Here is an 18,929-nt window from a genome sequence, read left to right as displayed (position 1 = left end):
TAGTGAGGTTTGCCATGCCTGTTACCGTCAACACGCTGAACCACGATAACTTTCGTCACAGCGTCAATATCAATAACCATGAGCTGTTCACCGACCTGCCCAAAAGCCTTGGGGGCGACGATTCAGCGCCCTCTCCCCACGATTATTTCGATGCCGCACTGGCGTCCTGCAAGGCCTTGACCGTCAAGCTCTATGCACAGAAAAAGGACATCCCGCTGACGGGCGTCACCGTGGAAGTCACCCACGATGCGACCGAGGAGCAAAAGGGCAAGTACAAGCTCAACGTCAAGCTGACCCTCAAGGGCGTGCTCACCGACGAGCAGCGCAACGAATTGCACCGTGTTGCCGACCGTTGCCCGGTACACAAGCTGATGACTACCGCCGAAGTCACCATTGAGACTCAATTGTCCGAAGGCGCCTTCAGCCAATAGCAGCAACCTCCCGTCGAGCGGGTTATGCTCTGCATCATCTAACCCGCTCAGACTGGGACGCACCATGACCACCCTCACCGTGATCCGCCCTCGCGCCGAAGATGTCGAAGGCCAACCCATCCTGCGCCCGCTGCCGTCGCGCGAATGCCGCAGTGTCGGGCCCTTTGTGTTCTTCGACCATATGCTGCCCACCCACTATGCACCGGGCAGCGGCATGAATGTCCGCCAGCACCCGCATATCGGGCTGTCCACCCTCACCTACCTGTTCGACGGCGCATTGCAGCATAAGGACAGCCTAGGGTCGGACCAGGTGGTGCAAGCTGGCGATGTCAGCTGGATGACCGCCGGCAGCGCGATTGCCCACATCGAACGCACGCCGGAGCCGCTCAAGACCAAGGGATCCAACCTGCACGGCCTGCAAGTGTGGCTGGCCTCGCCCAAGGATCATGAGAGCGGACCTGGCCATTACAGCCATCACCCCGCGGCAAGCCTGCCAGTGAGTGACAATCTGGGCGTACAGATCCGCTTGATCGCCGGCAGTGGCTTCTGCCTCACATCGCCGGTACCGGTGCTATCGCCCACGTTGTATGCCGAGGTGCAGATGCAGCCGGCCACTACCTTGCTGATCCCGGATGAACACGAGGAACGCGCGGTGTACGTACTGGAGGGTGAAGCTCAGTTGGACGGTGAGCCACTTGAGGTGCACAGCCTGGTGGTATTGCCAGCCGGCCAGGAAATGACGCTGTCTGTCGAAAGCGACTGCCACTTGGTGGTGTTTGGCGGTGCGCCGCTGGATGGGCCGCGAAGGATCAACTGGAATTTTGTCGCGAGTGACCCGGCCAGGATTGAGCAGGCCAGGCAGCGCTGGGCCGCAGGGGATTGGCCGACGGTGCCGGGGGAGTCAGAAAGAATTGAGTTGCCTGTGAGATAGCTATCGGGGGCAAGTCGAATCGTCGCACCGCCCCTCCCACATTTTGACCGTGTGAATCCAATCAAGTGTGGGAAGGCGCGTGCCCCCGATCAGGCCGGAACAGACGCTGAAGATTTAGCCCTTGAACACTTCATCCAGCAAGTTGTGCATCGACTGGAAAGCCCGCGCAGCGGTCTTCGCGTCGTACATCATCATGCCCGGCACATTGGCGTGCGGATCGGTGAAAGAATGCACCGCGCCGCCGTAGCTCAGCAGTTGCCAATCCACACCGGCCGCGTTCATTTCATCTTCGAAGGCCGGCAACTGCTCCTTGGGCACCAACGGGTCGCTAGCGCCATGCAACACCAGCACCGAGCCCTTGATGTTCTTGGCATCCGCCGGGTTCGGCGTATCGAGGGTGCCGTGGAACGACACGGCAGCCTTCAACGGCGCACCGGTACGCGCCAGTTCCAACGAGCAGCAACCACCAAAGCAGAAACCGAAGGTCGCCAGCTTCGAGGTATCCACGGCGGCTTCGGCCTGGCCCTGCAACTGCTCCAAGGCTGCCTGCATACGCTTATTCAGCAACGGGCGGTCGTTTTTCAATGGCATCATCGCCGCGCCGGCTTCATCACCATTCGATGGGCGAACCTTTTGCCCATACAGGTCGGCGATCAGCACCACGTAGCCCTTGGCGGCAACGCGCTTGGCGATCTCCTCGGCACCCGCACTCACACCCATCCAGTTCGGCGCCATCAGCAGGCCTGGCAACGGACCTTTGTGGCTGGCATCAAACGCCAGGCGGCTTTCATAAGACTGGCCATCAATCTGATAGACCACGGAACGCACGGTGACTTGGCTCATCATTTTCTCCAGTTGAAGATCACTAGAACGGAAATGGGCTGTAGGAACGAGCTTGCTCGCGCCTCCAAACGAAAAAACCCGCCGAAGCGGGTTTTTCTACAACGGTGTTAAACCGACAGTTCAACCAACAGCTTGTTCAGTCGGCGCACATAGGCGGCCGGGTCTTTCAGGCTGTCGCCAGCGGCCAGGGCCGCCTGGTCGAAGAGGATGTGCGACAGGTCGCCAAACCGCTCCTCGCTCTGCTCGCCGTCGAGTTTCTCGATCAGCGGGTGAGCCGGGTTGAATTCGAAGATCGGCTTGGAATCCGGCACCTTCTGGCCGCTGGCCTCGAGGATCTGGCGCATCTGCATGCCCAGGTCCTGCTCACCAATAGCCAGGATCGCCGGGGAGTCGGTCAGACGGTGGGAGACCCGCACTTCACTGACCGCATCCCCCAAGGACGCCTTGATCCGCTCAACCAGGCCTTCTTTGGCCTTGGCGACTTCTTCGGCTTCTTTCTTCTCTTCTTCAGAGTCCAGGTTACCCAGGTCCAGGTCGCCACGCGCCACATCGACGAAAGATTTGCCGTCGAATTCGTTGAGGTAGCTCATCAGCCACTCATCGATGCGGTCGGTCAGCAGCAGCACTTCGATGCCTTTCTTGCGGAAGACTTCCAGGTGCGGGCTGTTCTTGACCTGAGCGTAGGTTTCGCCAGTCAGGTAGTAGATCTTGTCCTGGCCTTCCTTGGCGCGCGCCAGGTACTCGGCCAGGGACACCACTTGCTCGCCGTCGTCACCCTGGGTGGATGCGAAGCGCAGCAGGCCGGCGATTTTTTCCTTGTTAGCGAAGTCTTCTGCCGGACCTTCTTTCATGACCTGGCCGAAGTTTTTCCAGAAGCCCTTGTATTGCTCAGGCTCGTTCTTCGCCAGTTTTTCCAGCATGTCGAGCACGCGCTTGGTCAGCGCCGACTTCATGGAGTCGATAATCGGATCTTTCTGCAGGATTTCCCGCGACACGTTCAACGACAGGTCATTGGAGTCGACCACGCCCTTGATAAAGCGCAGGTACAGCGGCAGGAACGACTCTGCCTGGTCCATCACGAACACCCGCTGCACGTAGAGCTTCAGGCCCTTCGGCGCTTCACGCTGGTACAGGTCGAACGGCGCACGGGCCGGCACGTACAGCAGCGAGCTGTATTCCAGCTTGCCTTCAACCTTGTTGTGGCTCCAGCTCAGCGGGTTTTCGTAGTCGTGACCGATGTGCTTGTAGAACTCCTGGTATTCCTCGTCCTTGATCTCGGTACGCGGACGGGTCCACAGCGCGCTGGCGCGGTTGACGGTTTCCCACTCAACCGCTGGCGCTTCTTCGCCTTCGGCAGCAGCCTGCTCTTTCGGCAATTCGATCGGCAGAGCGATGTGGTCGGAGTACTTCTTGATAATGTTGCGCAGGCGCCAGCCATCGGCGAACTCGTCTTCACCGGGCTTGAGGTGCAGCACGATGCGGGTACCGCGGTCAGCCTTGTCGATCGTGGCGATTTCAAACTCGCCCTCGCCTTTCGAAGCCCAATGCACGCCTTCGCTGGCGTCAAGGCCGGCGCGACGGCTGAACACTTCGACCTTGTCGGCGACGATGAAGGCGGAGTAGAAGCCCACGCCGAACTGGCCGATCAGGTGCGAATCTTTCTTCTGGTCGCCCGAGAGGTTTTTCATGAAGTCAGCGGTGCCGGATTTGGCGATGGTCCCCAGGTGGGTAATCGCTTCTTCGCGGCTCATGCCGATACCGTTGTCTTCGAGGGTGACGGTCTTGGCGTCCTTGTCGAAGCTCACACGGATTTTCAGTTCCGCGCCGCCTTCCAGCAACTCAGGCTTGGACAGGGCTTCGAAACGTAATTTGTCGACAGCGTCAGAGGCGTTCGAGATCAATTCGCGAAGGAAGATTTCCTTGTTGGAATACAGCGAATGGATCATGAGGTGCAGCAGTTGCTTCACCTCGGTCTGGAAGCCCAGGGTTTCCTTTTGAGTTTCCACACTCATGGTCATCAAACTCCAATTGGATGGCAGTGGCCGCGCCCTAGAGGGTTGGCGGCGGGTTGTCATCAAAGTTGGGGGCTAAGACCAGGATTTCAAGGGCGGGCCACTTCCTCAATCTTGAAATGCGCACGCGCAGTGGCAATCGGTTCCGCTGGGGTGCTTTGCCAGGCGGTGATCGCCACATTGGCCACGCGACGGCCCTGGCGCCATACCTGGCATTTGGCATAGGTGTCGCGAAACTGCCCGGCGCGCAGGTAATCCAGGGAGAAATCGATAATCTTCGGCAGCCCCGGCGCACCGGTAAACACCAGCAGGTGCAACGCCGCCGACAGTTCCATAAAGCCGGCAATCACGCCACCGTGCAGTGCCGGCAATATGGGGTTACCAATGTTGTCCTGGTTGGCCGGCATGCGGAACAACAATTCATCGCCCAGGCGGGTGCACTCGATGCCGATCAGCCTGGCGTAGGGGATCAGGTCGAGCAGCACCGCGTAGTTACCGCGCTGATGGGCTTGTTCGAGTCGGGTTTTGAACCGGTGCGTCATGCTTTCTCTCCCTGGACAGTGCTGCCCAATCCCTGCGTGCCCTTGAGGCGTTTACCCATGCGCATGAACGTGCCCACCACATGGGCAATGGGCTGCTGGGGGTCGTCCTGATAGGCGAAGCCCCGAGTAAAGATCACGTCGCTGGTCACCCGGTAGCACTGGGCGAAGCCGTACACCGGCTTGTGCGGTTCGGCCGGATGCATGTAGTCCACACGCAAATCCAGGGTCGGACACACCTCGAATTCCGGCAAGACACACAGGGTGGCCATGCCGCAGGCAGTGTCCATCAACGAGGTCAAGGCGCCGCCATGGATCACCCCGCTCAGGGGGTCTCCGACTATGTGCGGCCCGTAGGGCAGGACCAGCGTCATACCCTCTCCATCTGCGTGATGAACGGTAATACCCAGGACCTGACAATGGCGCAACGCCGATACAAAGCGTGTGGCACGCGCTAACAGTGGATTTTCGGTCATTCGTTCCAGACTCTTATTAGTGTTGATCCGCGGAGTGGGCGCCACGGGCGAAAGTTCCTTGGCGCGCGAGGTTTATATATCTACGCAATAAAAGGAACTAATGCTGGCCCCCCACGTTCGAAAGGCCAGTAGATATCTTCAATAAGGAGAAACACCCCATGCGCAAGACTTTAGCTATTTCCATGATGTTGGCCGCTGCCCTCGGTCTCGCTGCCTGCGATAAAAAATCCGAAGACAAAGCCCAAGATGCCGCCGCGCATTCTGAGCAAGCTCAGAAAGATATGGCCAAAGCTCAGGATAAAGTGAACGACGCTGCGAAAGAAAACGCCGATGCTGCCAAAGCTCAGGCTGAATCGAACGCCGCCGCTGCGAAAGAAGCTGCACCCGCTACCCCTGCCACCGGTTCTTGAGACCGCGGCTTGAATTAGCTTCGCTGCAAAAAGAAAGCCCGCTTAAATAGCGGGCTTTACTTTGTCTGCTGTTCTTTACTCTCCGTATTAATACGCTGATCCAGCCTAAGCCACTTCTTTGAGCGCTTCCGGAGGTGGCGTATCCGTCTGGGTATACACCATCACTTGCAGTACGTCGGAATGAAACTCTCGGCGATACAGCACCAGCACCACCCCGCCGCTCATCAACATGAATAACCACGGGCTGACAAACCACGCCAGCATGGTCATGCCGAAGTAATAAGAACGCAGGCCGAAGTTGAACTGATTGGCTGCCATCGAGATAACCCGTGCCGCTCGCAAGGCAAATGCCTTTCGCTCCTGCTCGGACACATGCCGCTCGCCGATCATCGGTGCCGAACCTACCAGCACCGCTGCAAAGTTGTACTGACGCATGCACCAACTGAAGGTGAAGAAGGCATAGACGAAGACCAGCGCCAGGCAGAGCAGCTTGATCTCCGACATGCCCTGGGAGGCCTGCTGCACCATGGGGATGTCCGCCAGCAATGACACCGCCCGCTCGGAAGCACCCAGCACCGTGAGAATGCCGGCGAGGATGATCAAGGTGCTGGAGGCGAAAAATGAGGCATTACGCTCCAGATTGCCGATCACGCTGGCGTCGGCGATCCGGTTGTCACGCAACAGCATGCGGCGCATCCAGTCCTCGCGATACAAATGCAGCACGCTGGCCAGGCACGCGGTGTCTCGGGCTTTCCAGGTGGCATAACGGGTGTAGCCGCCCCAACACAGGATGAACCAGAGGGCAGCAAGCAGGTGGATCTGATTGGCTTCGACGAACGACATGCGGGTCCTATTACAGGGTGAATGATGGCGGAATGCGGTTCAAAGGTGGGATGGGCTTGCCCCCTCCCACACTGATCCAGTTCCAACTTTAGAAGGTGTAGTTTCATAAAGCATAAAAAATGCCCCGTATCGATTGATACGGGGCATTTCTATACCGCATGAAACCCGCGTGTTACGCGATGGCTTCGCTGCGCTTACCCAGCATGCGATCAATGACGACCGCCACACCCAGCGTCATCACCGACGGCACCAGCCAGGCCAGGCCTTGCTCGCTCAGCGGCAGGTTCGCCAGCTGCGAAGGCATCCAGCCCGCCAGGCCGGCGCCCTTGAGCGCGTCGATGCAGCCAAAGATAAACGACACCAGCATCACCGGCCCGACGATACGGCCCTGCTCCTGCCAGAAGTCTTTGCAGAAGCTCAAGGCCACCAGCACGATGCACGGCGGGTAGATCGCGGTGAGTACCGGGATCGAGAACGCAATCAGCTTGGTCAACCCCAGGTTCGACACGAACAGCGAGAACAGCGCCAGGATCACCACCAGGGTCTTGTAGGACAGTGGCAGGATTTTGCTGAAGTATTCGGCGCAAGCGCACGTCAGGCCGACGGCGGTGACCAGGCACGCGAGCGAAATCAACACCGCCAGGAAACCACTGCCCAGGGAGCCGAAGGTGTGTTGCACATAGGCGTGCAATACAGCCGCACCATTGGCTGCGCCAGCAGCGACTTCATGGCTGCCCGCCCCGAGGCGGAACAAACTGATGTACACCAGCGCCAAACCTACGCCCGCAATCAACCCGGCAATGATCGCGTAGCGGGTGATCAACTTGGGCGATTCAACACCACGGGAACGGATCGCATTGACGATCACAATGCCAAACACCAGCGCCCCCAGGGTATCCATGGTCAGGTAACCATTGATAAAGCCTTGAGAGAACGGTGCAGCAACGTATTCCGGGGTGGCGACACCCACCTCACCGGCCGGCAGGGCAAACGCGGCAATGCCGAGGATGGCCAGCGCGATGATCTTCAGCGGCGCCAGGAAGCGACCCACGGTGTCCAGGAGCCGGCCTGGGTACAGGGAGACAAAGAACACCACCAGGAAATACACCGAGCTGTAGAGGAACAACGCCAGCGGGCTCTCGCCGGTCAGCGGCGCCAGGCCCACTTCAAAGGACACGGTCGCGGTACGCGGAGTGGCGAACAGCGGCCCTACCGCCAGGTACGCCGCTGCCGCGAGCAGGCCACCGGCGATCTTGCCGATCGGGCTGCTCAATGCGTCCATGCCGCCACCGACCTTGGCCAGGGCAATCACGGTGACCACCGGCAAGCCGACCGCAGTGATCAGGAAGCCCAACGCCGCCATCCAGACATGAGGCCCGGACTGCAAACCAACGATAGGCGGGAAAATGATGTTGCCAGCGCCCACGAACAGGGCAAAAGTCATGAAGCCCAACGCCAGGATATCCTGGCTTTTCAACACTTTCATTTGAGGAAATACCACACTACTGAATCGGAATTTAGAGAGGGATTCCCTATGGATGAGGGAAATACGGCCGGCCCTTATGGGGACCGACGGGTCTAGCGCGCGGCTTCCTTTTGGGATGTCGGCGCATAAAGAGGCGGCTAGGGTACAGAATTAGCCTGACGAACGCACTGTTGCGGGGCGGACTGTCCGATAAGCGACACTTTCATGTCGCGTTTTCATACCTAATTTGGCAATACAGGCAAATGAACAAACTCAGAACGCACAAAGGCCACCCGAAGGTGGCCTTTGCCTGGTAAAGCGTCAGTTAAGCGCGAGGCTTACTTGACAGCCCAACCGGTCAGCTCGGCCAGGGCCTTGCCGATGTCTGCCAGCGAACGCACGGTTTTAACGCCTGCGTCTTGCAGTGCAGCGAATTTCTCGTCTGCAGTGCCTTTGCCGCCAGAGATGATTGCGCCAGCATGGCCCATGCGCTTGCCAGCAGGGGCAGTCACACCAGCGATGTAGGAAACAACCGGCTTGGTCACGTGTGCCTTGATGTAGGCAGCCGCTTCTTCTTCAGCCGAACCGCCGATCTCACCGATCATCACGATCGCTTCGGTCTTCGGGTCTTCCTGGAACAATTTCAGGATGTCGATGAAGTTCGAACCTGGAATCGGGTCACCGCCGATGCCGACGCAAGTCGACTGACCGAAACCGGCGTCAGTGGTCTGCTTCACAGCTTCGTAGGTCAGGGTGCCGGAACGGGAAACGATACCGACTTTACCTGGCAAGTGAATGTGACCTGGCATGATGCCGATCTTGCATTCGCCTGGAGTGATCACGCCTGGGCAGTTAGGGCCGATCAGGACTACGCCCAGCTCGTCGCACTTAACTTTAGCGTCCAGCATGTCCAGGGTAGGAATGCCTTCGGTGATGCACACGATCAGCTTGATGCCGCCGAATGCCGCTTCCAGGATCGAGTCCTTGCAGAAAGGAGCTGGAACGTAGATCACGCTGGCGGTGGCGCCAGTGGCAGCTACAGCGTCTTTCACGGTGTTGAACACGGGCAGGCCCAGGTGCTCGGTGCCGCCTTTGCCCGGCGTTACGCCGCCAACCATCTTGGTGCCGTATTCGATGGCTTGCTGGGTGTGGAAACTACCTTGCGAACCGGTAATACCCTGGCAGATAACTTTGGTGTCTTTATTGATCAGGACGCTCATTATTTGCCCTCCGCAGCTTTGACAACTTGTTGAGCAGCGTCGGTCAGGCTGGTAGCCGCGATGATGTTCAAACCGCTTTCTGCCAGTACTTTAGCGCCCAGTTCAGCGTTGTTGCCTTCAAGGCGAACAACAACCGGGATTTTAACGCCGACTTCTTTCACTGCACCGATGATGCCTTCGGCAATCATGTCGCAACGAACGATGCCGCCGAAGATGTTGACCAGTACTGCAGCGACGTTGGAGTCGGACAGGATGATCTTGAAGGCTTCGGTTACGCGTTCTTTGGTAGCACCACCGCCTACGTCGAGGAAGTTGGCTGGTTTGCCGCCATGCAGGTTGACGATGTCCATGGTACCCATGGCCAGGCCGGCACCGTTGACCATGCAACCGATGTTACCTTCCAGGGCTACGTAGTTCAGTTCGAACTTGGCAGCGTGCGCTTCGCGCGGATCGTCCTGCGACGGATCGTGGAAAGTCTTCAGCTTAGGCTGACGGTACATGGCGTTGGCGTCGATGTTGATCTTGGCGTCGAGGCAGTGCAGATCGCCGTCAGCCTTGATCACCAGCGGGTTCACTTCCAGCAGGGCCAGATCGTGATCCTGGAACAGTTTGGCCAGACCTACGAAGATCTTGGCGAACTGGGCAACTTGCTTGCCTTCCAGGCCCAGCTGGAAAGCCAGCTCGCGACCCTGGAATGGCTGAGCGCCAACCAGTGGATCGATCGTGGCTTTCAGAATTTTTTCTGGGGTTTCGTGAGCGATCTTCTCGATGTCCACGCCACCTTCGGTGGAAGCCATGAACACGATGCGACGGCTCGAACGGTCAACGACAGCGCCCAGGTACAGCTCTTTAGCGATATCAGTGCACGATTCAACCAGGATCTTGGTGACTGGCTGGCCATTGGCATCAGTCTGGTAAGTCACCAGACGCTTGCCCAGCCACTGCTGTGCGAAGGCCTTGGCGTCTTCTTTGCTGCGAACCAGCTTAACGCCGCCCGCTTTACCGCGACCACCAGCGTGGACCTGGGCTTTGACAACCCATTCAGTGCCGCCGATTTTGTCGCAAGCTTCTGCTGCTGCTTCCGGGGTGTCTACTGCGTAGCCCTTGGAAACTGGCAGGCCGTATTCAGCGAACAGCTGCTTACCCTGATACTCGTGAAGATTCATGCTTTTTACCGTCTTCGTTAGGTACTGCGCATTCGGCGCTGCGCTCATTATGAGTGCCGCGCCACCTGTGACTGCTGCTTACGCAACTTGCCGGACTTGGGCCCGGTCAAGCTGCGCAAGACTGCGTCCAGCGGATATTCCGCGGTGAGTCTTGCGCGCAAGGCTCACGACGGGCAACCGCCGTGGTTTCTTATTATCTCGTTCAGCGCTTCTTCTTGTTGGCGATGTGGATGGCATGGCCATTCACTGCCAGCGCGGCTTCGTGCAACGCTTCGGACAGGGTCGGATGGGAGAAGACCATCATGCCGATGTCCTCGGCACTGGTGCCGAATTCCATACCGATTGCGCCCTGCTGAACCAGCTCTGCTGCGCCTGGGCCAATCACGTGGACGCCCAATACGCGGTCAGTCTTGGCATCAGCGATGACTTTGACAAAACCACCGGTGTCGTTGGCTGCCATGGCACGGCCAGAAGCGGCAAACGGGAAGGTGCCGACGTTAACTTCAACGCCTTCAGCTTTCAACTGCTGTTCGTTCTTGCCGACCCATGCAATTTCCGGGTGGGTGTAGATAACCGATGGGATCAGGTCGTAGTTCATCTGGGTTTTATGGCCCTTGATGCGCTCGACAACCATGATGCCTTCTTCGGAAGCCTTGTGCGCGAGCATCATGCCGCGAACCACGTCGCCAATGGCGTAGACGCCAGGAACGGTGGTAGCGCAGTGATCGTCAACGTGGATGAAGCCACGCTCGTCGATGTTCACGCCGCTGTCGGAAGCCAGCAGGTCGGTGGTCACTGGACGGCGACCCACGGCGACGATCAGCTTGTCGAACGTGATGGTCTGTTCGCCATCCTTGTCGGTGTAGGTCACAACGACTTCTTCGCCGTTAACCTTCGAGCCGGTCACGCGAGCGCCCAGCTTGATGTCCAGACCTTGCTTGGTCAGGGTTTTCAGCGCTTCCTTGGACACCGCGGTGTCGGCGGCCAGCAGGAACGTGTCCAGGGCTTCGAGCACGGTGACCTGGGAACCCAGGCGGGACCAGACGGAACCCAGCTCCAGGCCGATCACGCCAGCGCCGATCACGCCCAGGCGCTTAGGCACGGCTTGGAATTCCAGGGCGCCAGTCGAATCAACGATGACTTTCTGGTCAACAGGTGCCGGTGGAATGTCGATTGGACGCGAACCTGGCGCCAGGATCACGTTCTCGGCTTCGATGATTTCTACCGAACCATCTGGCTTGGTGATTTCAACTTTCTTGCCGGCCAGCAGTTTGCCGTGGCCTTGCAGGGAAGTGACGCCGTTGGCCTTGAACAGGGTCGCAACGCCAGAGGTCAGGCCTTTGACGATGTTGGCTTTACGGCCGACCATCGCGGGTACGTCCATGGTCACGCCAGCGTGGTTGATGCCGTGGATGGCAAAACCGCTTTGCGCTTCGTGGAATTTCCAGGAGCTGTCCAGCAGCGCCTTGGAAGGAATGCAACCAACGTTCAGGCAGGTACCGCCCAATGCCAGTTTGCCTTCCTTGTCGGTGTATTTTTCGATGCAAGCAGTCGAGAGGCCCAATTGTGCGGCCTTGATGGCGGCAACATAGCCGCCAGGGCCTGCACCAATCACTACAACGTCAAATTTCTGCGACATGAAAATAGTTCCTCTATTTAGCAGCAAGCTTTCAAGCCGCAAGCCCCAAGCCCGGCTGCCTTCTCCGGCAGCCTGTCACTCGAGGCCTGCAGCTGCTTCTATCAGATATCCAGCAGCAGACGAGCCGGGTCTTCCAGCAGGTTCTTGATGGTCACCAGGAAAGTCACGGCTTCTTTACCATCGATCAGGCGGTGATCGTACGACAGCGCCAGGTACATCATTGGGCGGATCACGACTTGGCCGTTGATGGCCATCGGACGCTGGATGATGTTGTGCATGCCCAGGATTGCGGCTTGTGGCGGGTTGACGATCGGTGTCGACATCATCGAACCGAAGGTACCACCGTTGGTGATGGTGAAGGTACCACCGGTCATCTCGTCGATGGTCAGCTTGCCGTCACGGGCCTTCTTGCCGAAGCCGGCGATGCCGCCTTCGATTTCAGCCAGGCTCATCAGCTCGGCGTTACGCAGAACCGGAACCACCAGGCCACGGTCGCTGGACACGGCAACGCCGATGTCTGCATAGCCGTGGTAGACGATGTCGCTGCCGTCGATGGAAGCGTTGACTGCCGGGAAGCGCTTCAGCGCTTCGGTGGCCGCTTTCACGAAGAACGACATGAAGCCCAGGCGCACGCCGTTGTGGGACTTCTCGAACAGGTCCTTGTACTTCGAACGCAGGGCCATGACTTCGGTCATGTCGACTTCGTTGAACGTGGTCAGCATCGCCATGTTCGACTGGGCTTCAACCAGGCGCTTGGCCACGGTGGCACGCACGCGGGTCATCGGTACGCGCTTCTCGGTGCGGTCGCCAGCAGCGAACACAGGCGCAGCGGCGGCTGGGGCAGCAGCCTTGGCAGGCGCGGCAGCCGGAGCGTTTTTCTTGGCTTCAACTGCAGCAACCACGTCTTCCTTGGTCACACGGCCGTCTTTGCCAGTGCCTTTGATGGAAGCCAGGTTGATGCCGTTTTCTTCCGCCAGCTGACGCGCAGCCGGGGCAGCGATTGGGTCTTCACCACCAGCAGCCGGTGCGGCAGCTGGAGCCGAAGCAGCGACAGCCGGTGCAGCGGCGGCTGGAGCGGCGGCGGCACTGCCCTCTTCGATCGAGCCCAGGACCTGGTTGGACAGGACGGTGTCGCCCTCGTTGGCAACGATTGCGCCCAGGACGCCGTCGGCTTCGGCCAACACTTCCAGTACGACTTTGTCAGTCTCGATGTCGACGATCAGGTCGTCACGCTTGACGGCCTCGCCCGGTTTCTTGTGCCAGGTGGCAACGGTGCCATCGGCAACCGATTCCGGGAATGACGGGGCTTTGATTTCGATAGCCATTATCTGTGGGTCCTTAAAATTCGGTTTCAGTCAGCGCGAAGGCGTTAAACAGTGAAAGCATCTTGCAGCAGTTTTTCCTGCTGCTCGGCGTGCATCGACGCATAACCACAAGCAGGTGCAGCAGAAGCATCACGACCGGCATACTCCAGGCCCAGGGCCTTGTTGTGGTTACCGATGCTGCGACGCAGGTGATGCTGGCTGCTGTACCACGCGCCCTGGTTCATCGGTTCTTCCTGACACCACACGACATTCGTGAGGTTGGTGTAAGGCGCGATGATCTCCATCAGGTCATCTTCCGGGAACGGGTAAAGCTGCTCGATACGCACGATGGCGATGTCTTCGCGGCCTTCGGCACGGCGTTTTTCCAGCAGATCGTAGTAGACCTTGCCACTGCACAGGATCAGGCGAGTGACCTTGGCGGCGTCCAGCGTATCGATTTCTGGAATCACGGTCTGGAACGAACCATCCGCCAGATCTTCCAGGGTCGAGATGGCCAATTTGTGACGCAGCAGCGATTTCGGGGTCAGCACTACCAGCGGCTTGCGCAGCGGGCGGATCACCTGGCGACGCAGCAAGTGGTAGATCTGCGCCGGGGTGGTCGGCACGCACACCTGGATGTTGTGCTCGGCGCACAGCTGCAGGTAACGCTCCAGACGGGCCGAGGAGTGCTCCGGGCCCTGACCTTCATAACCGTGTGGCAGCAGCATGGTCAGACCGCACAGACGGCCCCACTTGTGCTCACCGCTGGTGATGAACTGGTCGATCACCACCTGTGCGCCGTTGGCGAAGTCGCCGAACTGGGCTTCCCAGATCACCAGCGCGTTAGGCGTAGTGGTCGAGTAACCGTATTCGAACGCCAGTACGGCTTCTTCGGACAGGAACGAATCGTACAGGTCGAAACGTGGCTGGCCTTCGTACAGGTTCTGCAACGGGATGTAGGTGCCCGCGTCTTTCTGGTTGTGCAATACCGCGTGACGGTGCGAGAACGTACCACGGCCGATGTCCTGGCCGGTCATGCGGATCGGGTGACCTTCGAACGCCAGGGTCGCGTACGCCATGGTTTCGGCATAACCCCAGTTGATCGGCAGGCCGCCGGCTTGCATCTTCTGACGGTCTTCGTAGATCTTCGCAACCTGGCGCTGTACCACGAAGCCATCCGGGATTTCCAGCAGCTTGGCGGACAGTTCCTGCAGGGTCTTCAGATCGAACGAGGTGTCGTGACGCGCCGTCCAGGTGTGACCCAGGTACGGACGCCAATCAACGAACAACTCTTTGTTCGGCTCTTTGACCAGGCTTTTTACTACATGCAGACCATTGTCCAGCGCGTTGCGGTATTCATCGATCTTCGCCTGAACACGCGCATCATCAACGATACCGGCCTTGATCAGGCTTTCGGCATACAGCTCACGGGTGGTGCGCTGCTTGGTGATCTGCTGGTACATCAACGGCTGGGTGCCGCTTGGTTCATCGGCTTCGTTGTGACCGCGACGGCGGTAGCAAACCAGGTCGATCACCACGTCACGCTTGAACTGCATGCGGTAGTCGACAGCCAGTTGGGTCACGAACAGCACGGCTTCCGGATCATCACCATTCACATGGAGGATCGGCGCCTGGATCATCTTGGCAACGTCGGTGGCGTACTCGGTGGAACGCGCGTCCAACGGGTTGCTGATGGTGAAGCCCACCTGGTTGTTGATGACGATGTGAACGGTGCCGCCGGTCTTGAAGCCGCGAGTCTGCGACATCTGGAAGGTTTCCAGGACCACGCCTTGACCGGCGAATGCCGCGTCACCGTGGATGGAAATCGGCAGGACCTTTTCACCGGTGGAATCGTTACGACGATCCTGGCGAGCACGGACCGAACCCTCGACCACTGGAGAAACGATTTCCAGGTGGGATGGGTTGAAGGCCATGGCCAGGTGAACTTCACCACCGGTGGTCATCACGTTGGACGAGAAGCCCTGGTGGTATTTAACGTCACCGGAACCCAGCTCGACCTTCTTCTTGCCTTCGAACTCGTCGAACAGCTCGCGCGGGTTCTTGCCAAAGGTGTTGACCAGCACGTTCAAGCGGCCACGGTGGGCCATGCCGATCACGATTTCCTTGGTGCCGTAGGAACCGGAACGCTGGATCAGCTCATCGAGCATCGGAATCAGGCTCTCGCCGCCTTCCAGGCCGAAACGCTTGGTGCCCGGGTATTTGGTGCCCAGGTATTTCTCGAGACCTTCGGCTGCGGTCACACGCTCAAGCAGGTGGCTGCGCACATCGGCGGACAACACCGGACGGCCACGCACGCCTTCGAGACGGTGCTGGAACCAGTGGCGCTGTTCGGAATCGGTGATGTGCGTAAACTCAGCGCCGATGGTGCGGCAATATGTCTGCTGCAACGCTTCGTGAATTTCGCGTAGGCTCGCTTCCTCTTTGCCGATGAACAGGTCGCCGGCACGGAAGGTCGTATCAAGATCGGCATTGGTCAAGCCGTAATGATTGATCGACAGGTCTGCAGGTGCAGGACGCTTCCAGAGCCCCAGCGGGTCGAGCTGGGCCGCCTGGTGGCCACGCATACGGTAGGCCTGGATCAGTCGCAGTACTTCAACTTGCTTCTTCTCGTGCTCACTGCTCACGCTTGCGGCGGAAACCGGCTGGGCGCGGCGCTGGTTCTTTGCCAGCAGCACGAACTGATCGCGAATTGTTGCGTGCGATACATCGGTGGCAGCGTTGCCGTCTGAAGACAACGTCTGAAATTTGGTGCGCCATTCTTCTGGCACAGCGTTAGGGTCGTGCAGGTAGAGCTCATAAAGCTCTTCCACATAGGCAGCGTTACCACCTGAAAGATAGCCGCTGTTCCACATGCGCTGCATCACGCTTTCTTGCATGCTTGGTCACCCTCGATTTGGGGACACCACCGGCGAAAACACCGAGTTTGCTTGCAAAAGGCCAAGTGCAGCGACCAAAACAAGCCACTTAGGATCACGCTGATAGTTCGGGTACCAACCCGAATGCCCCTGCTTGTCTCATTTCTTCAAAATAAGAGCCGCGGCTTTGTAAGTCGCTGCTCAAGTTAAAACTACGGCGCCGGTTGAAGCCTGCGCCGCAGCATTTACGGGCACAACGGTCCTGCTTTGCTACAACGTCAGTTACACGCCGCTTTGCAGCAACATGTTACGGATGTGACCAATGGCTTTAGTCGGGTTCAAGCCTTTGGGACATACGTTGACGCAGTTCATGATCCCGCGGCAGCGGAATACGCTGAACGGGTCATCCAGTGAAGCCAGACGCTCGGCAGTCTTGGTGTCACGGCTGTCTGCCAGGAAGCGGTACGCTTGCAGCAGAGCGGCTGGGCCCAGGAACTTGTCCGGGTTCCACCAGAAGGATGGGCACGACGTCGAGCAGCAAGCGCACAGGATGCACTCGTACAGGCCATCGAGCTTTTCACGCTCTTCCGGGGACTGCAGACGTTCGATGGCCGGAGCCGGCGTGTCGTTCTGCAGGAATGGCTTAACTTTCTCGTATTGCTTGTAGAAGATGCTCATATCGACGACCAGGTCACGGATAACCGGCAAACCTGGCAGTGGACGAACGATCAGCTTGTTGCCTTTAACAACGGCGGACAGCGGCGTGATGCACGCCAGGCCGTTCTTGCCGTTGATGTTCATGCCGTCGGACCCGCACACACCTTCACGGCAAGAGCGACGATAGGAGAAACCTTCGTCCTGCTCTTTGATCAGGGCCAATACATCCAGCACCATCAGGTCTTTACCACCGGTATCGACCTGGAACTCCTGCATGAACGGCGCAGCGTCCTGATCAGGGTTGTAGCGATAAACACTGACTTTCAACATGGCAGCCACCCTTAGTAAGTCCGAATCTTCGGTTCAAACGTCGGAACCGTCTTCGGCGAGAAGTTCACGGCACGCTTGGCAACGCGCTTTTCACCCGGGAAGTACAGGGTGTGGCACAGCCAGTTCTCGTCGTCGCGATCTTCATAGTCCTCACGAGCGTGAGCACCACGGGATTCCTTACGAACCTCAGCGGCAATCGCAGTCGCTTCGGCCACTTCCAGCAGGTTTTGCAGCTCAAGGGCTTCGATACGAGCGGTGTTGAACGCCTGGCTCTTATCGTTGATCTTGACGTTGGCGATACGCTTGCGCAGGTCAGCCAGCTGGGCAATACCCTTCTGCATGTATTCGCCAGTACGGAATACACCGAAGTAGTTCTGCATGCAGCTTTGCAGCTCGCGACGCAGGGTAGCCACGTCCTCGCCATCAGTACGCTCGTTCAGAGCGGTCAGACGTGCCAGGGCCGCTTCGATGTTGGCGTCGGTAGCGTCATCGTATTCGATGCCGTCGGTCAGCGCCTTTTCCAGGTGCAGGCCAGCAGCACGACCGAATACCACCAGGTCGAGCAGCGAGTTGCCGCCCAGGCGGTTGGCGCCGTGAACCGATACGCAAGCCACTTCGCCCACGGCGAACAGACCATGGATGATCTCGTCCACACCGTCTGCGTTCTGGGTGATCGCCTGGCCATGAATGTTGGTCGGAACACCGCCCATCATATAGTGGCAAGTCGGAACAACCGGAACCGGGGCAACGACCGGATCAACGTGCGCGAAGGTCTTGGACAGCTCGCAAATACCTGGCAGGCGGCTGTGCAGCACTTCTTCGCCAAGGTGATCGAGCTTGAGCAGCACGTGATCGCCATTCGGGCCACAGCCGTTACCGGCAATGATTTCCTTGACCATCGAACGGGCTACAACGTCACGACCGGCAAGGTCTTTCGCGTTCGGAGCATAGCGCTCCATGAAACGCTCGCCGTTCTTGTTGATCAGGTAGCCACCTTCACCACGGCAACCTTCGGTAACCAGTACACCAGCGCCGGCAATACCGGTCGGGTGGAACTGCCACATTTCGATGTCCTGTACCGGCACGCCAGCACGCAGTGCCATGCCGACGCCGTCACCGGTGTTGATCAGGGCATTGGTAGTCGAAGCGTAGATACGACCTGCACCACCGGTCGCCAGAACAGTCGCCTTGGCGCGGATATAGGTGGTTTCACCGGTTTCGATGCAGATGGCGATCACGCCGACGAATGCGCCGTCCTGGTTTTTCACCAGGTCAACCGCGTAGTACTCGTTCAGGAACGTGGTGCCGGCTTTCAGGTTGCCCTGATAAAGGGTGTGCAGCAACGCGTGACCGGTACGGTCGGAGGCGGCGCATGTACGGGCAGCCTGGCCGCCTTTACCGTAATCCTTCGACTGGCCGCCGAATGGACGCTGGTAGATACGGCCCTGCTCGGTACGGGAGAACGGCAGGCCCATGTGGTCCAGCTCGAACACCGCGGCCGGGCCTTCCTGACACATGTATTCGATAGCGTCCTGGTCACCGATGTAGTCGGAACCCTTGACGGTATCGTACATGTGCCAGCGCCAGTCATCGTTCGGGTCGGCAGACGCGATGGCGCAGGTGATGCCACCCTGGGCCGATACGGTATGGGAACGCGTCGGGAACACCTTGGTGATCACGGCAGTCTTGTGACCGCCCTGAGCCAGCTGCAGCGCTGCGCGCATGCCAGCACCGCCACCACCAATAATGATGGCGTCGAAGGAAATAGTTGGAATGTTAGCCATGGA

At 58.8% G+C, this 18,929-nt stretch carries 16 protein-coding genes; 3 read left to right on the top strand and 13 right to left on the bottom strand.

From position 1 onward, the window contains the following. Nucleotides 1-14 precede the first annotated feature (14 nt). Together AB7933_RS10755 and AB7933_RS10750 are read left to right on the top strand one after the other, a co-directional pair. Nucleotides 15-431 carry an OsmC family protein gene (locus AB7933_RS10755; RefSeq protein WP_024074313.1) on the top strand — a complete coding sequence of 139 codons (417 nt, stop codon included), beginning with the start codon at nt 15-17 and terminating at the stop codon, nt 429-431. Nucleotides 432-495: 64 nt separating this feature from the next. Then, on the top strand, nt 496-1,362 hold the full coding sequence (locus AB7933_RS10750; RefSeq protein WP_024074312.1) for a pirin family protein: 867 nt from the start codon (nt 496-498) through the stop codon (nt 1,360-1,362). 114 nt (nt 1,363-1,476) lie between these two features. Here the strand turns inward: AB7933_RS10750 and AB7933_RS10745 are convergent, their stop codons facing one another. The 4 genes from AB7933_RS10745 to AB7933_RS10730 form a co-directional block, all read right to left on the bottom strand. Next, nucleotides 1,477-2,205 carry a dienelactone hydrolase family protein gene (locus AB7933_RS10745; protein WP_024074311.1) on the bottom strand — a complete coding sequence of 243 codons (729 nt, stop codon included), beginning with the start codon at nt 2,203-2,205 and terminating at the stop codon, nt 1,477-1,479. Nucleotides 2,206-2,312: 107 nt separating this feature from the next. After that, nucleotides 2,313-4,217 (bottom strand): molecular chaperone HtpG, encoded by a 1,905-nt coding sequence (gene htpG, locus AB7933_RS10740; RefSeq protein ID WP_041161130.1) that lies wholly within the window; start codon nt 4,215-4,217, stop codon nt 2,313-2,315. Nucleotides 4,218-4,306: 89 nt separating this feature from the next. Then, the gene (locus AB7933_RS10735) at nt 4,307-4,759 is read right to left on the bottom strand and encodes a PaaI family thioesterase (RefSeq protein ID WP_024074309.1); all 453 of its coding nucleotides are present in this window, start codon (nt 4,757-4,759) and stop codon (nt 4,307-4,309) included. Next, on the bottom strand, nt 4,756-5,232 hold the full coding sequence (locus AB7933_RS10730) for a PaaI family thioesterase (RefSeq protein WP_024074308.1): 477 nt from the start codon (nt 5,230-5,232) through the stop codon (nt 4,756-4,758). The genes AB7933_RS10735 and AB7933_RS10730 overlap by 4 nt, the downstream gene beginning before the upstream one ends. Before the next feature lie 158 nt (nt 5,233-5,390). Here AB7933_RS10730 and AB7933_RS10725 point away from each other — a divergent pair, with 158 nt between their 5' ends. Then, the gene (locus tag AB7933_RS10725) at nt 5,391-5,642 is read left to right on the top strand and encodes a hypothetical protein (RefSeq protein WP_012723095.1); all 252 of its coding nucleotides are present in this window, start codon (nt 5,391-5,393) and stop codon (nt 5,640-5,642) included. Between the two features lie 105 nt (nt 5,643-5,747). On the opposite strand, the gene AB7933_RS10720 is transcribed toward AB7933_RS10725, so the two are convergent. The 9 genes from AB7933_RS10720 to sdhA all read right to left on the bottom strand — a co-directional run bounded on the left by AB7933_RS10720 (nt 5,748) and on the right by sdhA (nt 18,926). Beyond that, nucleotides 5,748-6,485, bottom strand: coding sequence for a DUF599 domain-containing protein (locus AB7933_RS10720; RefSeq protein WP_024074307.1), 738 nt, complete (start codon nt 6,483-6,485; stop codon nt 5,748-5,750). A 172-nt stretch (nt 6,486-6,657) separates the two neighbouring features. Further along, complete coding sequence (gene brnQ / locus AB7933_RS10715; RefSeq protein ID WP_024074306.1) at nt 6,658-7,971, bottom strand: branched-chain amino acid transport system II carrier protein; 1,314 nt, start codon at nt 7,969-7,971, stop codon at nt 6,658-6,660. A gap of 317 nt (nt 7,972-8,288) precedes the next feature. After that, nucleotides 8,289-9,170 carry a succinate--CoA ligase subunit alpha gene (gene sucD, locus AB7933_RS10710; protein WP_003172813.1) on the bottom strand — a complete coding sequence of 294 codons (882 nt, stop codon included), beginning with the start codon at nt 9,168-9,170 and terminating at the stop codon, nt 8,289-8,291. After that, nucleotides 9,170-10,336, bottom strand: a complete 1,167-nt coding sequence (sucC, locus tag AB7933_RS10705; RefSeq protein ID WP_003233235.1) for an ADP-forming succinate--CoA ligase subunit beta — start codon at nt 10,334-10,336, stop codon at nt 9,170-9,172. The genes sucD and sucC overlap by 1 nt, the downstream gene beginning before the upstream one ends. A gap of 202 nt (nt 10,337-10,538) precedes the next feature. Continuing rightward, on the bottom strand, nt 10,539-11,975 hold the full coding sequence (gene lpdA, locus AB7933_RS10700) for a dihydrolipoyl dehydrogenase (protein ID WP_024074305.1): 1,437 nt from the start codon (nt 11,973-11,975) through the stop codon (nt 10,539-10,541). A 101-nt stretch (nt 11,976-12,076) separates the two neighbouring features. Beyond that, nucleotides 12,077-13,300, bottom strand: coding sequence for a 2-oxoglutarate dehydrogenase complex dihydrolipoyllysine-residue succinyltransferase (gene odhB, locus AB7933_RS10695; protein WP_024074304.1), 1,224 nt, complete (start codon nt 13,298-13,300; stop codon nt 12,077-12,079). 44 nt (nt 13,301-13,344) lie between these two features. Next, the gene (locus AB7933_RS10690) at nt 13,345-16,176 is read right to left on the bottom strand and encodes a 2-oxoglutarate dehydrogenase E1 component (RefSeq protein ID WP_024074303.1); all 2,832 of its coding nucleotides are present in this window, start codon (nt 16,174-16,176) and stop codon (nt 13,345-13,347) included. A 261-nt stretch (nt 16,177-16,437) separates the two neighbouring features. Beyond that, nucleotides 16,438-17,142: a succinate dehydrogenase iron-sulfur subunit gene (locus tag AB7933_RS10685; RefSeq protein ID WP_024074302.1), complete on the bottom strand. Its 705-nt coding sequence runs from the start codon at nt 17,140-17,142 to the stop codon at nt 16,438-16,440. Between the two features lie 11 nt (nt 17,143-17,153). Next, on the bottom strand, nt 17,154-18,926 hold the full coding sequence (gene sdhA / locus AB7933_RS10680; protein ID WP_024074301.1) for a succinate dehydrogenase flavoprotein subunit: 1,773 nt from the start codon (nt 18,924-18,926) through the stop codon (nt 17,154-17,156). Nucleotides 18,927-18,929: the final 3 nt, after the last annotated feature.

This window comes from Pseudomonas gorinensis (assembly GCF_042015035.1).
GTDB classification, from domain to species: domain Bacteria; phylum Pseudomonadota; class Gammaproteobacteria; order Pseudomonadales; family Pseudomonadaceae; genus Aquipseudomonas; species Aquipseudomonas gorinensis.
Note: the sequence above shows the minus strand (reverse complement) of the source record. Positions and strands in the feature narration are given on the sequence as shown.

What these genes read in the sequence shown, in the direction of transcription:
- AB7933_RS10685 (WP_024074302.1), bottom strand. Translation starts at nt 17,142, where the DNA reads ATGTTGAAAGTCAGTGTTTATCGCTACAACCCTGATCAGGACGCTGCG.
- brnQ (WP_024074306.1), bottom strand. Translation starts at nt 7,971, where the DNA reads ATGAAAGTGTTGAAAAGCCAGGATATCCTGGCGTTGGGCTTCATGACT.
- AB7933_RS10745 (WP_024074311.1), bottom strand. Translation starts at nt 2,205, where the DNA reads ATGAGCCAAGTCACCGTGCGTTCCGTGGTCTATCAGATTGATGGCCAG.
- odhB (WP_024074304.1), bottom strand. Translation starts at nt 13,300, where the DNA reads ATGGCTATCGAAATCAAAGCCCCGTCATTCCCGGAATCGGTTGCCGAT.
- AB7933_RS10735 (WP_024074309.1), bottom strand. Translation starts at nt 4,759, where the DNA reads ATGACGCACCGGTTCAAAACCCGACTCGAACAAGCCCATCAGCGCGGT.
- sdhA (WP_024074301.1), bottom strand. Translation starts at nt 18,926, where the DNA reads ATGGCTAACATTCCAACTATTTCCTTCGACGCCATCATTATTGGTGGT.
- AB7933_RS10750 (WP_024074312.1), top strand. Translation starts at nt 496, where the DNA reads ATGACCACCCTCACCGTGATCCGCCCTCGCGCCGAAGATGTCGAAGGC.
- sucD (WP_003172813.1), bottom strand. Translation starts at nt 9,170, where the DNA reads ATGAGCGTCCTGATCAATAAAGACACCAAAGTTATCTGCCAGGGTATT.
- lpdA (WP_024074305.1), bottom strand. Translation starts at nt 11,975, where the DNA reads ATGTCGCAGAAATTTGACGTTGTAGTGATTGGTGCAGGCCCTGGCGGC.
- AB7933_RS10725 (WP_012723095.1), top strand. Translation starts at nt 5,391, where the DNA reads ATGCGCAAGACTTTAGCTATTTCCATGATGTTGGCCGCTGCCCTCGGT.
- AB7933_RS10730 (WP_024074308.1), bottom strand. Translation starts at nt 5,232, where the DNA reads ATGACCGAAAATCCACTGTTAGCGCGTGCCACACGCTTTGTATCGGCG.
- AB7933_RS10755 (WP_024074313.1), top strand. Translation starts at nt 15, where the DNA reads ATGCCTGTTACCGTCAACACGCTGAACCACGATAACTTTCGTCACAGC.
- AB7933_RS10720 (WP_024074307.1), bottom strand. Translation starts at nt 6,485, where the DNA reads ATGTCGTTCGTCGAAGCCAATCAGATCCACCTGCTTGCTGCCCTCTGG.
- htpG (WP_041161130.1), bottom strand. Translation starts at nt 4,217, where the DNA reads ATGAGTGTGGAAACTCAAAAGGAAACCCTGGGCTTCCAGACCGAGGTG.
- sucC (WP_003233235.1), bottom strand. Translation starts at nt 10,336, where the DNA reads ATGAATCTTCACGAGTATCAGGGTAAGCAGCTGTTCGCTGAATACGGC.
- AB7933_RS10690 (WP_024074303.1), bottom strand. Translation starts at nt 16,176, where the DNA reads ATGCAAGAAAGCGTGATGCAGCGCATGTGGAACAGCGGCTATCTTTCA.